At 66.2% G+C, this 15,336-nt stretch carries 14 protein-coding genes; 13 read left to right on the forward strand and 1 reads right to left on the reverse strand.

The features are described from left to right. Together B1818_RS09875 and B1818_RS09880 are read left to right on the forward strand one after the other, a co-directional pair. Positions 1–183 carry a hypothetical protein gene (locus B1818_RS09875; protein WP_058253801.1) on the forward strand — a complete coding sequence of 61 codons (183 nt, stop codon included), beginning with the start codon at positions 1–3 and terminating at the stop codon, positions 181–183. After that, a complete protein-coding gene (locus B1818_RS09880) occupies positions 180–2,468 on the forward strand; it encodes a cation-translocating P-type ATPase (protein WP_058253802.1) in 2,289 nt (762 codons plus the stop codon). The genes B1818_RS09875 and B1818_RS09880 overlap by 4 nt, the downstream gene beginning before the upstream one ends. A gap of 86 nt (positions 2,469–2,554) precedes the next feature. Here B1818_RS09880 and B1818_RS09885 read toward each other — a convergent pair whose 3' ends face one another. Further along, positions 2,555–4,027: an FAD-binding protein gene (locus B1818_RS09885; RefSeq protein WP_058253803.1), complete on the reverse strand. Its 1,473-nt coding sequence runs from the start codon at positions 4,025–4,027 to the stop codon at positions 2,555–2,557. A gap of 140 nt (positions 4,028–4,167) precedes the next feature. On the opposite strand from B1818_RS09885, the gene B1818_RS09890 reads away from it, so the two are divergent. The 11 genes from B1818_RS09890 to B1818_RS09935 all read left to right on the forward strand — a co-directional run. Then, positions 4,168–5,751 (forward strand): molybdopterin-dependent oxidoreductase, encoded by a 1,584-nt coding sequence (locus B1818_RS09890; protein WP_078112610.1) that lies wholly within the window; start codon positions 4,168–4,170, stop codon positions 5,749–5,751. 352 nt (positions 5,752–6,103) lie between these two features. Beyond that, entirely contained in the window at positions 6,104–7,192 is a 1,089-nt protein-coding gene (locus B1818_RS09895; protein ID WP_058253805.1) for a Re/Si-specific NAD(P)(+) transhydrogenase subunit alpha, read from the forward strand. Then, the gene (locus tag B1818_RS09900; protein WP_058253806.1) at positions 7,192–7,497 is read left to right on the forward strand and encodes an NAD(P) transhydrogenase subunit alpha; all 306 of its coding nucleotides are present in this window, start codon (positions 7,192–7,194) and stop codon (positions 7,495–7,497) included. Before B1818_RS09895 ends, B1818_RS09900 begins: the two co-directional genes overlap by 1 nt. Before the next feature lie 20 nt (positions 7,498–7,517). Continuing rightward, complete coding sequence (locus B1818_RS09905) at positions 7,518–9,044, forward strand: NAD(P)(+) transhydrogenase (Re/Si-specific) subunit beta (protein WP_058253807.1); 1,527 nt, start codon at positions 7,518–7,520, stop codon at positions 9,042–9,044. 120 nt (positions 9,045–9,164) lie between these two features. Next, positions 9,165–9,740 carry an ABATE domain-containing protein gene (locus B1818_RS09910; RefSeq protein ID WP_058253808.1) on the forward strand — a complete coding sequence of 192 codons (576 nt, stop codon included), beginning with the start codon at positions 9,165–9,167 and terminating at the stop codon, positions 9,738–9,740. Between the two features lie 314 nt (positions 9,741–10,054). Beyond that, the gene (locus B1818_RS24410) at positions 10,055–10,879 is read left to right on the forward strand and encodes an MFS transporter (RefSeq protein WP_254661963.1); all 825 of its coding nucleotides are present in this window, start codon (positions 10,055–10,057) and stop codon (positions 10,877–10,879) included. 2 nt (positions 10,880–10,881) lie between these two features. Continuing rightward, on the forward strand, positions 10,882–11,433 hold the full coding sequence (locus B1818_RS24415) for an MFS transporter (RefSeq protein ID WP_254661964.1): 552 nt from the start codon (positions 10,882–10,884) through the stop codon (positions 11,431–11,433). Between the two features lie 35 nt (positions 11,434–11,468). Then, positions 11,469–11,939, forward strand: a complete 471-nt coding sequence (locus B1818_RS09920; protein ID WP_058253809.1) for a DinB family protein — start codon at positions 11,469–11,471, stop codon at positions 11,937–11,939. Continuing rightward, positions 11,936–13,135: a MalY/PatB family protein gene (locus B1818_RS09925; RefSeq protein WP_058253810.1), complete on the forward strand. Its 1,200-nt coding sequence runs from the start codon at positions 11,936–11,938 to the stop codon at positions 13,133–13,135. Before B1818_RS09920 ends, B1818_RS09925 begins: the two co-directional genes overlap by 4 nt. Before the next feature lie 96 nt (positions 13,136–13,231). After that, on the forward strand, positions 13,232–13,666 hold the full coding sequence (locus B1818_RS09930) for a nitroreductase family deazaflavin-dependent oxidoreductase (RefSeq protein ID WP_058253811.1): 435 nt from the start codon (positions 13,232–13,234) through the stop codon (positions 13,664–13,666). Between the two features lie 221 nt (positions 13,667–13,887). After that, positions 13,888–15,336 (forward strand): HNH endonuclease signature motif containing protein (locus B1818_RS09935; protein ID WP_254859626.1); only part of this gene is annotated, 1,449 nt, incomplete at its 3' end.

Genomic DNA, 15,336 nt, shown 5'->3' on the forward strand with positions numbered 1-15,336 from the left:
ATGAGATCCGTTGTCACCGGGCCCCTGGCCTACGTCGTCGCGCTGATCGCGGTCTTCGTGATCGCGTTCGGCGTCGGGCGTGCGTGGGGCCCCGACGTGGAGCCGGTGACTCACGACGCACCGTCACACGGCGTCGTCACCGGCGAACCGACATCCGACCCGCATGAAGGTGGTCACCCATGACCGCGAGCACCGGACAACTGGTCGACCTCGACATCTCCGGCATGACCTGCGCGTCCTGCGCCAACCGTATCGAGCGCAAGCTCAACAAGATCGACGGTGTGACCGCGTCGGTGAACTACGCGACCGAACGTGCCCACGTCGAGGTACCTGCGGGTCTGTCGGCCGGCGACCTCGTCGAGGTGGTCCGCGCGGCCGGCTACGACGCGTCGCCGATCCTGACCGATTCGTCGGCGGACGCTCCGGAGAACCCAGATGCGGGGTCCGGCGATCCCGAATTGGACGGTCTGCGGCAGCGCCTGATCGTCTCCGCGATTCTCTCGGTGCCGGTGATCGCGCTTGCGATGATCCCGGCGCTGCAGTTCACGTACTGGCAGTGGTTGTCCCTGACGCTCGCCGCGCCGGTCGTCGTGTGGGGGGCCTACCCGTTCCACCGCGCAGCGTGGATCAACCTGCGCCACGGCGCCACGACGATGGACACCCTCGTGTCCGTCGGCACCCTCGCGGCGTTCGGATGGTCGCTGTACGCGCTGTTCCTCGGCACCGCGGGCACGCCCGGGCTCACCCACGGATTCGACCTGCTGCCCCAGCGGACCGACGGATCGTCGCACATCTACCTCGAGGCCGCGGCCGGAGTCACGACCTTCCTGCTGGCCGGCCGCTATTTCGAGAAGCGCGCCAAGCGGCGGGCCGGTGACGCACTCGCCGCGCTGATGGACCTCGGGGCCAAGGACGTCGTCGTCCGAAGGTCCGACGGCGCCGAGTCCCGAATCCCCATCGCGCAGCTGGCGGTCGGCGACGAGTTCGTGGTCCGGCCCGGTGAGAAGATCGCCACCGACGGAGTCGTCGTCGACGGTGCGTCGGCGGTCGACGCGTCGATGGTCTCCGGTGAGTCGGTGCCGGTCGAGGTCACCTCCGGCGACTCGGTGGTCGGCGCGACCGTCAACACCAGCGGTCTGCTCGTCGTGCGTGCGACCGCTGTCGGTTCCGACACCGCGCTCGCCCAGATGGCCCGCATGGTGACGGCGGCGCAAGAGGGCAAGGCCGACGTCCAGCGACTGGCCGACCGGATCTCGTCGGTGTTCGTCCCGATCGTGATCGCGATCTCGCTTGCGACCCTGGGCTTCTGGCTTGGCGTGGCGTCCACGACCGACTTCGCCGGTGGCGATGTGACCTTCGCGTTCACCGCCGCCGTCGCGGTCCTCATCATCGCGTGCCCGTGCGCGCTCGGACTCGCCACTCCGACGGCCCTGATGGTCGGTACCGGGCGAGGGGCACAGCTGGGCATCCTGCTGAAGGGCCCGGAGGTGTTGGAATCGACGCGACGCGTCGACACGATCGTGCTGGACAAGACCGGCACCGTGACGACGGGTGAGATGTCGCTGTCCGGGATCACCGTGGCCGACGGCTATGCGCGCGAACAGGTCCTGGGCTGGGCGGCATCGGTGGAGTCGGGATCGGAACACCCGATCGCGGCGGCCATCGTCGACGCGGGACGCGACCACATCGACTCCCGCGTCCGTGATTTCGTGTCCACGCAGGGCGCCGGTGTCGCCGGGATCGTCGGCGACCGGTTCGTGACAGTGGTGTCGCCGAACACGATCGACGCGCCCCTGCCACCGCCGCTCGACGATGCGGTGGTCGTCGCGGAATCCGACGGCGCAACCGCGGTCGTCGTCCTGATCGCCGAGGATTCCTCCGAAGAGCCTGCCCGACAACCTGTTCCCGTCGCGGTTCTCGTGGTGGCGGACCAGGTCAAACCCTCGTCGGCCGCGGCGATCGCCGAGTTCCGGCGACTGGGTCTGATTCCGATGTTGCTCACCGGCGACAATGAGGGCGCCGCCCGGGCCGTGGCCTCGAGTGTCGGAATCGACGACGTCACCGCCGGGGTCAGTCCGAAGCGGAAGCTCGAGGTGATCGCCGAACTGCAGGAGCAGGGCCACGTGGTGGCGATGGTCGGGGACGGGATCAACGACGCCGCGGCGCTTGCGCAGGCGGATCTCGGCCTCGCGATGGGTACCGGCACCGACGTCGCGATGGCCGCCAGCGATCTGACGATCGTGAGCGGTGACCTGCGCGCGGTGGCCGATGCCATTGCTCTGGCGCGTCGAACCCTCGGCACCATCAAGGGAAACCTGTTCTGGGCCTTCGGGTACAACGTCGCGGCCATTCCTCTCGCCGCCGCCGGGATGCTGAATCCCATGATCGCCGGCGCGGCCATGGCGCTCTCGTCGGTGTTCGTCGTCGGCAACAGCCTGCGACTCCGCGGGTTCACGCCGCGGCGCTGATAGGAAACCGCCCTCGCCGGCTACGCCGACGACTCCTCGTCGTCTATGGTTCGCCGGCGGGCGGTTTTCGATCGGGTGCCCGACCGTCAGGCGCTGGTGGCGACCCGTGCGGCCGCGTGCCGCCCGGCGCGCCGGCCGAAGTAGGAGCCCTCGCCCAATTGCGTTCCGCTGCAGTATCCCTTGCAGTCCTGCGCGATGTTGGTGGCACTGGCCCCGGCGGCGTAGAGCCCGCGGATGACGGTGCCCGACTCGTCGAGCACCTCGCCGTCCAACGACGTCGCCATACCGCCCATGGTGAACCCGGCGTACATGGCCTTGCCGAGCGACAGGTCGTATGCCGCCCACGGTCCGGTGTCCTGGGGCTCGAGGAACTCGGGTGCCTTGTGGAAGTCGGGGTCTTCCTTCTTCGCTGCGTTCTCGTTGTAGCGGGCCATGGTCGCCTGCAGCTTGCCCTCGGGGATGCCGAGGTCCCGCTCCATCTCCTCGATGGTCTCCCAGCCGTCGATCAACGGGACCAGGTAGTTCTGCTTCTCGTTCATGTGCGACTCGTTGACGATGAGGTAAGCCACCGAATCAGGTTGCTCGAGAACGAATCCCGATGTCCGCGCATGGTAGGAGTCCTCGGTGACGAACCGCTCGCCGAATTTGTTCACGATGACGCCCATGACCATGCTTGCGGGCGGGTAGATCGGCGCGGTGATGAACGCCTTGTCCATGTATTTCAGTGCGGCGCCGACCGATCGGCCCATGCGCAGGCCGAGGCCGTCGTCGTAGGTGTTGCCGAGCACGAACGGCTTCTCGGCGAGATGCGGGGTGTGTTCGGCGACCATGTCGGGGTTCATCACGAAACCGCCGGCGGCGATGATCACCGAGTCCGCGCGGATGACGCCCTCGGCGTCGGGCGTCTTCCACGTCACGCCGACGACCGCACCCTGCTCGTCGACGACCAACTGGCGGGCGCCGGTCTCATACCGGACCTCGGCACCCAGCTCGTTGAGACGGGTGACGAGCAGATCGATGACCAGCTTCGCGCCCCCGGTCTCCCCGGGTACCGGGACCTTGTGCCCGCGTGGCGCGGGGACGGCCTGGTTCTTGAACGGCCAGACCTTCTCGTTGCCGGTGAACATCAGTCCCTCGGTACCGGGCTGGATCACGGCCTTCTCCGGATAGAAGCTGCGCTCGAAGGTGAAGCCGAGTCCTTCGAGCCAGTTGAAGTGGTCGACGCTGTCGACGCAGTAGGCGTGGATCTTGTCGGCCTCGGGTTCGATCGACACGGCGGTGAGGTACTTCTCCATCTCTTCGACGGAGTCGTCCTGGCCCGTGGCCTGCTGTACTGCGGTCCCGCCGCCGAGGTAGAAGAATCCACCGGAGAGCGAGGTGGTGCCGCCGGGCGCGGCGGCGCGCTCGAGCAACAGCACACGCGCGCCGTTGGCAGCGGCCTCGGCGGCGGCGCATCCGCCGGCGATGCCGAATCCGATCACGACGACGTCGACCTCGTCGGAGAACTCACTCACCGAATCAAGTGCGACGGTCTCGGGGATCTCGGTGCTGGTAGCCATACCGCTCAGATTAGCGGACAAACTAGAACCTGTTCTAGTCTTGATAACGATTCGTCGACGGGGTGCCGTCGGTGGTCACCGCACGGTCTCGGACCATCCGGCGCACGGCATATTCACAGGGTTCTCCGGTACCAAGGGATATGGCCTCGATCACCACGCGTCACGCATCCTCGCCGGCTCCCGCGCTGGCCGGCGTGGTCGCCGTCGGCGCGGCCCTCGCCGCGGGCGAACTGGCCGCCGTCCCGATCTCGCCCGACGCCTCCCCGTACTTCGCAGTCGGCTCGTCGGTCGTCGACCATTCGCCCGAGGCCGTACGCAAGTGGGCCATCGAGACGTTCGGCGTTGCCGACAAGCTCGCCTTGTTCATCGGGATGGGCATCATCATCGCGGTGCTCGCGGCGGCGTGCGGATACCTCGAACGACGACGACCTCCGCTCGGCTCGGTGATCATCGGAGCCTTCGGGTTGGTCGGGATGCTGGCCGCACTCAACCGTCCCGATGCCGGTTGGACGCACGCACTGCCGTCGATCATCGCCGGCGTCGTCGGGATCGTTGTGCTGCGCGTCCTCATCGCGCAGCTACGTCCCAAGGGGGCGGAGTCCCCCGAGGCGGATCCCGACGCCGCGGGCGACGAGCCCACATCGGCTGTGCGGTCGGGTTTCTCGCGCCGCTTCGTGCTCACCGCCGGCGGTATCGCGGCCGCCGCGGTCGTCGTCGGTGTCGTGGCCCGGCGAGTGCTCGCCGACACTGCGGGCGTCGTCGCCGACCGCGCCCGAGTGCTGTTGCCGCGTGCGGCGAGCCAGGCGCCGCCGATCCCGGCCGGTGCGCAGCTCGAGCTCTCGGGTGCAACCCCTTTCATGACCAGCAACGCCGACTTCTACCGCATCGACACCGCGTTGCAGGTTCCGACGCTCACGACCGACGAGTGGCGACTGCGGATTCACGGGGACGTCGACCGCGAGGTGACCCTGTCCTGGGACGACCTGCTCGCCATGCCGATGACCGAGCGGATCGTGACGCTCGCCTGCGTGTCGAACGAGGTCGGTGGCGACCTCGTCGGCAACGCCAAGTGGCTGGGGGTGCCGATGCGCGAGGTCCTCGATCTTGCCGGGGTCAGGCCCGGGTCGGACATGTTGCTGTCCACGAGTGTGGACGGATGGACCTGCGGCACACCGATTTCGGCGGTGACCGATGGGCGAGACGCGCTTCTCGCCGTCGGGATGAACGGCTCGCCGCTTCCCCTCGAGCACGGATACCCGGTCCGGCAGGTGGTGCCGGGGCTGTACGGGTACGTCTCGGCGACCAAATGGGTCATCGACTGGGAGATCACGCGGTTCTCCGAGGCCAAGGCCTACTGGACGACACGCGGGTGGTCGGCGCTCGGCCCGATCAAGATGGCGTCGCGCTTCGACCGTCCGGCCGATGGCACCGAGCATCCGGCCGGGGAGGTCGTCGTGGCCGGCACCGCATGGGCCCAGCACACGGGCGTCGAGCGCGTCGAGGTGCGCGTCGACCAGGGGCCATGGCAACCCGCGGAGCTGACGACGGAGTACAGCATCGACACGTGGCGGCAGTGGCGGTTCGCCTGGCAGGCGACCAAGGGCAACCACACCCTCGAGTGCCGGGCGATCGACAAGCAGGGCAAGCCGCAGATCGAGCGCTATCAGGCACCGGCACCCGACGGCGCGAGCGGACTCGACGACCGCACCTACACCATCGTCTAGGGCGACGCGGAGCCCAAGCCCGGAAAGACTCGGCAGGCCAGCGGGACGACATCTGTACAGACACCTGTCCAGAAATAGCGAAAACCGCAGCGTCAAGGGTTGAGTGAGGTATCTGACTCACCTGAGCTGTCGCTGAGAGCGCATGTTATGTTCATCGCACCTTTATGTGAGCCGGGTGACAGCCATCCTGTCCCATCCGAGCACCTCGTGACCTGCGTCAGGTCGTCCGCTGCGCCCACACATGGCGGAGCTGCACGATCTGGAAGCGGGTCACCTCGTTGACAAGACGCGCCGAGTCCTGGCGCCGAACCGCGGCGCTGCTCGATGGCGCCGGACCAGACAGGTGAGATAGATGACAGTGGGTGTCGTGCGCGAGACGGCCGAGGGAGAGCGCCGGGTGGCGCTGGTCCCGAAGGTCGTCGCCGCGCTGGTGGGCAAGGGTGTGCCCGTCGTGGTGGAGTCGGGGGCCGGTCTCGGCGCCCTGATCCCCGACGAGGCGTACACCGAGGCCGGTGCGACGATCGGCGATCCATATGGGTCCGATGTGGTCCTGAGGGTGTCGCCGCCGTCGGATGCGGAGATCGCGAAGCTGCGGAGCGGGCAGAAGCTGATCGGCTTTCTCGCGCCGCGCAACGCCGACAATCAGATCGCCACGTTGCGGGAAGCAGGCGTGGAGGCGTACGCGGTGGAAGCCATTCCGCGTATCTCGCGCGCCCAGGTGATGGACGCGCTGAGTTCGCAGGCGAATGTCGCAGGTTACAAGTCGGTCGTGGTGGCCGCGGATGTGTCGACGCGGTTCTTCCCGATGCTGACCACGGCGGCCGGCACGGTGAAGCCGGCGACGGTGCTGGTCCTGGGTGTCGGTGTGGCCGGGCTGCAGGCCTTGGCCACGGCCAAGCGTCTGGGTGCGCGGACCACCGGTTACGACGTGCGTCCCGAGGTCGCCGAGCAGGTCCGTTCGGTCGGCGCGCAGTGGCTCGATCTGGGCATCGACGCCGCCGGTGAGGGCGGGTACGCCCGTGAGCTCACCGACGACGAGCGCGCGCAGCAGCAGCAGGCTCTCGAAGACGCGATCAAGGGTTTCGACGTGGTGATCACCACTGCGCTGGTGCCGGGTCGTCCGGCTCCGCGTCTGGTGACCGCGGCCGCGGTCGAGGGTATGAAGCCGGGCAGTGTCGTCGTCGACCTCGCCGGTGAGACCGGCGGTAATTGCGAGCTGACCGAGCCGGGTCAGACCGTCGTGAAACACGACGTCACCATCGCCGCTCCGCTGAACCTGCCGGCCACGATGCCGGAGCACGCCAGCGAGCTGTACTCGAAGAACCTGCTGGCGCTGATCGAGCTGATGCTCGACGACAACGGCTCCATCACACCGGATTTCGACGACGAGGTCGTCGCGGCTGCGTGTGTCACCCGTACCGAGCAGGAGGTGTCTGCCTGATGTATGCCGGTCTTCTCGCGAATCTCGCGATCCTGGTGCTCGCCGGGTTCGTCGGTTTCGCCGTCATCTCCAAGGTCCCCAACACCCTGCACACTCCGTTGATGTCGGGCACCAACGCCATTCACGGCATCGTCGTGCTCGGTGCACTGGTCGTGCTGGGCAAGTTGCCCGCCGACGCCGGGTGGGGTGTGCGCATCATCGCGTTCGTCGCGCTGGTGTTCGGCACGCTCAACGTCATCGGTGGCTTCGCGGTCACCGACCGGATGCTGGGCATGTTCAAGGGTAAGAAAGAGGTGGCCAAGTGAACGGCTCCCCAGAGACTTCTGTGTCACAGCTGGTACTCGCGGCGGGTGCGCATACCCCGAGTGAGGGCGTCGGCTACCTGGTGACCGCGCTCTACATCGTCTCGTTCTCCCTGTTCATCTACGGTCTGATGGGTCTGACCGGACCGAAGACCGCGGTGCGTGGCAACTGGATCGCCGCGGTCGGTATGGGTCTGGCCGTCGCCGCAACGTTGCTTTACGTGTGGAACGAAGGAGCTGTCGGCTCCGACGGGCACTCGACCGAGGGCGTACCGACGATCAACTGGGTGCTCATCGCCGTCGGTCTGATTCTCGGTGTGGCGCTGGGAATTCCGCCCGCACTCAAGACCAAGATGACGGCCATGCCGCAGCTGGTGGCGCTGTTCAACGGCGTCGGCGGCGGCACCGTCGCGCTCATCGCGTGGGCCGAGTTCATCGAGACCTCCGGGTTCTCGTCGTTCCACAACGTCGAACCGGCGTCGCCGCTGGTGATCGGTTCGCTGATCGCCGCAATCATCGGGTCGGTCTCGTTCTGGGGTTCGCTGGTGGCGTTCGCGAAGCTGCAGGAGATCATGCCCAAGGGGCTGGAGAAGACCTTCGTCTCCAACGCGAAGCTGTTCCAGGCCGCCAACATCGTGCTGCTGATCGTGGCGCTGGGGCTGGCGATCTATCTCGGTGTCAACGCCTCCAACGGTGGTGGCGCGAGCGTCTGGTGGATGGTCGGAGTCCTGGTCGCCGCGGGCGTGATGGGTCTGTTCGTGGTGTTCCCCATCGGTGGTGCGGACATGCCGGTCGTCATCTCGCTGCTCAATGCGATGACCGGTCTGTCGGCTGCGGCCGCGGGTATCGCGCTGGACAACACGGCGCTGATCGTGGCCGGGATGATCGTCGGCGCGTCGGGTTCGATCCTGACCAACCTCATGGCCAAGGCGATGAACCGGTCGATCCCCGCGATCGTGTTCGGTTCGTTCGGTGGTGGCGATGCTGCTGCCGCGGGCGGTCCGGGTGCGGCCGGCGGCACCGTCAAGGCGACCTCGGCTGCCGACGCCGCGATCCAGATGGCATATGCCAACCAGGTCATCGTCGTCCCCGGTTACGGTCTGGCCGTGGCGCAGGCCCAGCATGCGGTCAAGGAGATGGCGAAGCTGTTGGAGGCCAAGGGTGTCGAGGTCAAGTACGCGATCCACCCGGTCGCCGGTCGCATGCCCGGGCACATGAACGTGCTGCTGGCCGAGGCCGACGTCGAGTACGACTCGATGAAGGAGATGGACGACATCAACGGCGAGTTCAGCCGGACCGACGTCGCCATCGTCATCGGCGCCAACGACGTCACCAACCCCGCGGCGCGCAATGATCCGAGTAGCCCGATCCACGGCATGCCGATCCTCAACGTCGACGAGGCGCGATCGACCATCGTGCTCAAGCGGTCGATGAGTTCGGGTTACGCCGGTATCGAGAACCCGCTGTTCTTCGCCGACGGCACCAGCATGCTCTTCGGCGACGCCAAGAAGAGCGTCGACAGCGTCATCGAGGAACTCAAGGCGCTCTAGCGTTTTCGTGACCAACCGAGGCCCCGGCAACCGTTCTGGTTGCCGGGGCCTCGGCTGTTTCTCGGCGGGGAAACACCTCGATACGTTGAATCGAGCACCGTCACCTGTCAAGATGGTTATGTGTCGGGTTTTGTGTTCGTCAGCGGGCGGTCGAGCCTCGATTTCGCGGGTACGATGCTGTGGCGTCGAACCATACGTACCGAACTCCTCGGCGACTCCGGTGACCTGTCCCGGTGGTTCTCCGAAGCGGGACTCTTCGACCTGGTGGACGATCCGGACACCGTGGACATCGAGTACGCCCGACGGGTTCGTGAGGCGATCTACGACGTGGTGGTCGGTTGCCTCGGCTCCGGCGACGACACGTCCGTCGGCAGGAGGAACTTCGATCCCGAGTCCGCTGCCGTGCTCAATTCTGCTGCCGCCACGCCTCTGCCCACTGTCACGCTGGACATCGACGGAATGGCGAAAGTGACAGGGACGACTCGTAATGGATTGAGTCTGCTCGCGCGGGACGCCATCGAGTTGCTCGCGTCCGCCGACCTCGCCAAGATGCGCGAGTGCTCGAACCCTGACTGCACCCGGTTGTTCGTGGACGTGTCGCGCGGCGGCTCACGGCGGTGGTGTGGCATGGCTGAATGCGGCAATCGCAAGAAGGCGGCGGATTATCGACGCCGCCACAAGGAACTCTCCACCTGAATCCTCTCCGCGAGGAAGTTCTCCCGTTACTCGGTCGATCATCGCCGGTGCCGGGTCCGCACGATCCTGCGCCCGGACGGTCGTCGGGCGCGGGTGGCCGCGCAGCCGTGTTACGGCGTCATGACGGCTCTGAAACGACGGAAATACCTGGTAGTGCCGCGTATCCGAATTTGAGTAACCCCCTTGACAGGTGACGAATCGAAGGTACACACTCGGTGCAATCCGTAACCGGTTAAGCCGGTGACGGAGTCCCGGGAAGTCATCTACGGTGCGCCGCTGCGCCGTCTCCTTCTGTCGAGAGAGATCGAACTCCATTGACGAAACCACCACTCGCGGCCTCGACGACCGCGCCCACGACCCTCACCCCAGCCGAAGTCGCCGGTCGCCTGGAGCGACTGCCCTGGTCGCCCGTGCAGCGAAACCTGTTCCTGGTCATCGCAACTGCGTGGTTCTTTGATTCCATCGACCTGGGGGCGATGACCTTCTTGCTCTCACCCATCAGCGACCACTTCGATCTCAGCCCGGCGCAGACCGGCGTACTGGGGAGTGCGAGTTTCGCCGGGATGTTCTTCGGTGCCATCGGTGCAGGAGCGCTGGCCGACCGGTTCGGTCGCCTGCGTGTCTTCAAGTACAGCATCGTGATCTGGGGGCTCGCCAGCGTCGGCCTCTCGTTCGCTTGGTCGTACGAATCGATGCTGGCCTTCCGGTTCGTGCTGGGAATCGGTATGGGGGCTGAATTCCCGGTCGCTGCAGCAATTCTCGCCGAATTCATGCCGTCGTCGAAACGTGGCCGGTATGCGGCCCTGCTGGAGGGAGCGTGGCCGCTCGGATTCATCTCTGCCGGCGCGCTCTCCTATCTCCTGGTCGCCTCGCAATTCGGCTGGCGGGGCTTCTTTCTCATGCAGGCCGGGCTCGCCGTGATCGCGTTGATCGTCCGCAGGAACTTGCCTGAGTCACCGCGGTGGCAGATCGCCAGGGGCCATGAGGCGGACGCCGAACGAACGCTCAGCGCCTTCGAGCAGCGGGTGCGGGAGGCCACCGCCGAACCACTTCCCGACTACACGCCGATTCCGGACGTCGGCCCCGGCACGGCGGGTGGCGAGCGCTTCTCGACGTCCGCAACAGAGCACGCACTTTGACCGTGTGGGCGGTGTGGTTCTGCCTGATGACCGGTTACTACGGGTTGACCACCTGGATCGGTAAGCTCCTCACCGACAGCGGTCTGGATGTCGCGAAGAGCATCGGATTCGTTCTGGCCATGGGGCTCTGGGGGATTCCCGGGTTCTTGTCGGCCGCCTATCTCATCGAGCGTCTCGGGCGTCGATACTGCCTGGCGGGATACACCGTAGGTTCCGGAATCGCCGCCTTCTTCTACGGCCAGAGCTCGGGCACCGTCGAGCTCATCGTTGCCGGCTCCTTCCTGCAGTTCTTCTTCTTCGGCATGTTCTCCTCCATTTTCGCCTACACGCCGGAGCTGTTCGCCACCAACAGCCGAGGCACCGGCGTCGGATCAGCCACGGCGATGGGTCGCCTCGGCTCCGTGTTCGGTCCGCTCGCCGTCCCGGCACTGCTCGGCTTCGGCGGAACCGGACTCGTATTCACGACCAGTGCGGTGCTTTTCGCTATCGGCGCGGGCGTCGTCCTGACCATGCTCCCCGAGACCAAGAATGCCGTACTCGAGCAGATCGACTAGTCAGAACCACAACGCAGAGGACGTGACCACATCACATGAACATCGACGAGTATCTGTACTTCGTGCGCCGTGCCTTCGACGGAATGCTCGATGCACTCGAGCTACTCGGTGACGAGCACGCCAACGAGGCGCCGCCCCTTGCCGGGGCCAACCCGCCGTGGGCGATCGCATATCACTGCACCGAGGTGGTCGACTATTGGATCGGGCATCTCATCGCCGACCGGCCGAGTCGGCGTAACCGCGCGGCGGAGTTCACGGCCAGGGGGTCGGTCGCCGACCTACGTGGCCGGGTGACCGCACTGCAGTCCCGACTGGTCGACGACCTCGCGGGCTTCGATCCGACCGCGCCGCTGCTGAACAGCCCGCCGAGCGCCTATGAGGGACCCGCCCGAGAGCTGTCGCCGTGTGGGGTCCTTCTGCACGTACTGGAAGAACTCGCCCAGCACCACGGGCAGATCGAGCTGTCCCGGGACGCGCTTCTCGCGCTGGCCGGTGATCGGCGATGAGCATCGTGTCCCCGGATAATCGAACATGGGCGGGGCGAACGGGTTTCGACGATCTGGAGCTCACCCGACTCTCGCAGCGATCTGGTGCCAAATGGGCGCGGGTGCGCACCGACGGGGTGATACCGGCGTGGGTGGCCGATATGGACTTCCCGCTCGCGCCGGAGATCAACGACGAGCTGGTCGAGTTCGTCGCACGGGGGGACCTGGGGTATCCCGATTGGTTGAGCGGCACACCCCTCCGCAGTGCTTTCGCGCGGCGCATGCTCGACAAGTACGGATGGAACGTGAACCCCGCACACGTCCGGGAACAGACCGATCTCATCCAAGCGCTGCAACTGCTCTTGCGGTTGAGCACCGCGCCCGGCGACGCGGTGGCGATCCAGACACCGAACTACCCGCCGTTCCTCGCGACCCTCGAGACGATGCGACTGCGGAGTGTCGAGGTGCCCTTCCGGCGGACATCGTCGGGATGGTGCCTCGACTTCGACGAGTTCGAGCAGTTGCTCCGGCTCCATCGGCCGAAGGTTCTGGTTCTCGTCAATCCTCACAACCCCACCGGTCGGGTGCACACCCGTGCAGAACTCAATCGGATCGCCGAACTGGCCGACCAGTTCGACCTCCTGGTGATCAGTGACGAGATCCACGCCGAATTGGTCTACCGCCCGCACCGCCACATTCCGTTCGGCTCGATCAATGAGTCCGCGGCGGCACGAACCGTGACGATCACGTCTGCGGGGAAGGCCTTCAATCTGGCCGGATTGCGTTGCGCAGTGGTTCACTACGGCTCCCGGGACCTCCTACGACGACGGGACGCCGAGCCGCCGGACCTCTACGGCACGGTTTCGGTGCTCGGCGTGATCGGTCATGTTGCGGCATGGCAGAAGGCATCGGATTGGCACGGCGAGCTGATCCGGGTGCTGGATCGTAACCGCAGGCGGGTGCACGACTTCCTCGGGGCGACGCTGCCCGAAGTTGTCCATCACCTTCCCGAGGCCACGTACCTGAGCTGGGTGGACGTCTCGGCATTCGGGCTCGACGACCCCGTCGATGCGATCCGGCGCCGAGGCCGTGTCCTCGTGGACGGTGGTCGGGGATTCGGGGGATCGAGTGCGGACCACATTCGCATCAACTTCGCCACCTCGGCGTCGATCCTGGAGCAGATCCTGGAAGGAGTAGCTGCCGGACTCATCCGGTGACTCTCGTCGAGATGAGGACCGGTCAGGAATCGAGAAGCCGTTGGTCCCGTCGACGCCGTACTGTCGGCACATCGCCCGACCGCAACGGAGGAAGTTATGTCCCTGTCACTTCGGTCACTGTCGCTCTGGTACCAGCGAAGGACCAACGAGCGCACCGTCGCTCGCATCCGCAAGAAGTCCGGATCGATGTGGGGGATGGAGATGCTCATCCTGCGCACGACCGGTCGACGCTCGGGTCTCGTGCGCGAGACACCGCTGAGCTGGTTCCCCGACGGTGACGACTGGCTGGTCGTCGCCTCGGGTGGCGGCAAGCGCAATCCGGACTGGTTCGCCAACTTGACCGCCCATCCCGATGGCGTGTCGGTCGAGCGGCATGGGGAGGCTCCGGTGCCGGTGACGCCGGTGGTCCTCGACGCTGCTGAGCGGCAGATCGCGTGGAACACGGTGGTCGAGGCGCAGCCGCGATACGCGAAGTATCAAAAGAAGTCGTCGCGTGAGTACCCGCTCGTCCGACTTGTCGCCGGTCGGTGACATTCGTGGTCCGAGACGGGGGCCGGGTGGGAGCTGGGGTGCGACAGCCGCGGCGGGGTTGATGGAGTAACCCCGGAGTGCTCCGCGGAACACTCTCGACCTCGGGTTGAGCCCCGAAAGACTGTCGGTGCCGGGCGATATCTTGTTCTTGTTCTTATCGCTCGATTCTGGGGGTTGCGGTGGGGGTCGGTGCTTTTCGTTGCGGTGGAGATGTGTCGTCGATGTTCGACGGTGCGGATCCGGCGTCGTTGTCTGATGAGGTGCTCGAGGGTCGGGTGCTGGGTTACGCCGCTCAGATCACGGCGCTGACAGCGGACTTCCTTGAACTGGTGGCAGAACTGGATGAGCGGGAGTCGTGGCGGGGGCCGGGGATTCATTCGCTGGCGCACTGGTTGTCGTGGAAGGCCGGCATCGCACCGCGAACGGCGCATGAGCAGTTGAGGGTCGCCAAGGCGATCCGAGAATTGCCGGTGATCCGCACGGCGTTTCGCGAAGGTCGGCTGACGTATTCCAAGGTCCGCGCCCTGACACGGGTGGCCACGCCGGAGCGTGAGGCGGAGTTGGTGAATCTGGCGTTGTCATCGACGGCGAGTCAGTTGGATCGGGCGGTACGGGCGATGGGCCAGATCGACCGCAACCGTGGCGTCGAAGACGAAAGCCGGCCGCCGGTGGAGTCGACGGGCCGGTGGAAGTGGAACGATGACGGGTCGTTGTCGGTGTCGCTGACGTTGAGTCCGTTGGATGGTGCGCGGTTCCTGGCGGGGTCGGTGCGGGCGGAGTATGAACGCACCCGGACCTGCGATGATCCGGATCTGCCTACCGCTGGGAGTGTTCCGCGGAACACTGAATCGGCTTCAGAAGCAGAGGATTCGGAGGTGGTTCCGTCGCGGCGTCGCGATCTGTGGCGGCAGGTGCCGTCGAATGTGGCGCCGGCGGTGGTGGCGATGGCCGACATGGTGCATGACGGGATGGCGATACCCGATCTTGCTCCGGGTGCGGAGATCCTGATCCATGCCGGTGACGGGGTGGAGCATGCTCATCTCGATGACGGTCCGGCGTTGTCGGAGGCTGAGGTGGACGAAGCCCGGTGCGGGGCGTCGACTCGGGAGGTGGTGAGCCGCCGGGTTCCCGGTCAGCCGGGGAAGCTGGCGTTGTTGGGGGTGGGGCGTCGGAAGCGTGCGCCGAACAAGGCGTTGGTGCGGTCGTTGTTCGTGCGGGATCGGTGTTGTCAGGTGCCGGGGTGTGGGCGGACGCGTCATCTGCATGCCCATCATGTGGTGTTCTGGTCGGCGGGTGGGCGGACCGATCCGGACAATCTGATCTTGTTGTGTGGGTCGTGTCATCGGTCGTTGCATCGGGGCGAGTTCGCGATCACCGCGCACGGGTTGCAGCGGTTCAGCTTTCATCGGCCAGACGGGACGGAGATCGAGGTGGCGCCACCGACGTCGACACCGACTGGGTGGCAACCAAACCCTGCCATAGGTATCGACGCGACGGTGCCGATCGGTGGGGGTCGGATGGACCTGGGGTACACCACCGAGGTGCTCTACGCCGTCTGGGAGTGGAAGGAAAGCCAGTCTTCTGCCGCCGACCGGGGGTGTCAGATGGTCTGTGTAAGTCCGGTGCTCATCAGTGAGAGGACAATCTATGAGCATGGCGTTAGACGACAA

The organism is Gordonia sp. IITR100 (genome assembly GCF_002009645.1).
Classification (GTDB): Bacteria; Actinomycetota; Actinomycetes; order Mycobacteriales; family Mycobacteriaceae; genus Gordonia; species Gordonia hongkongensis.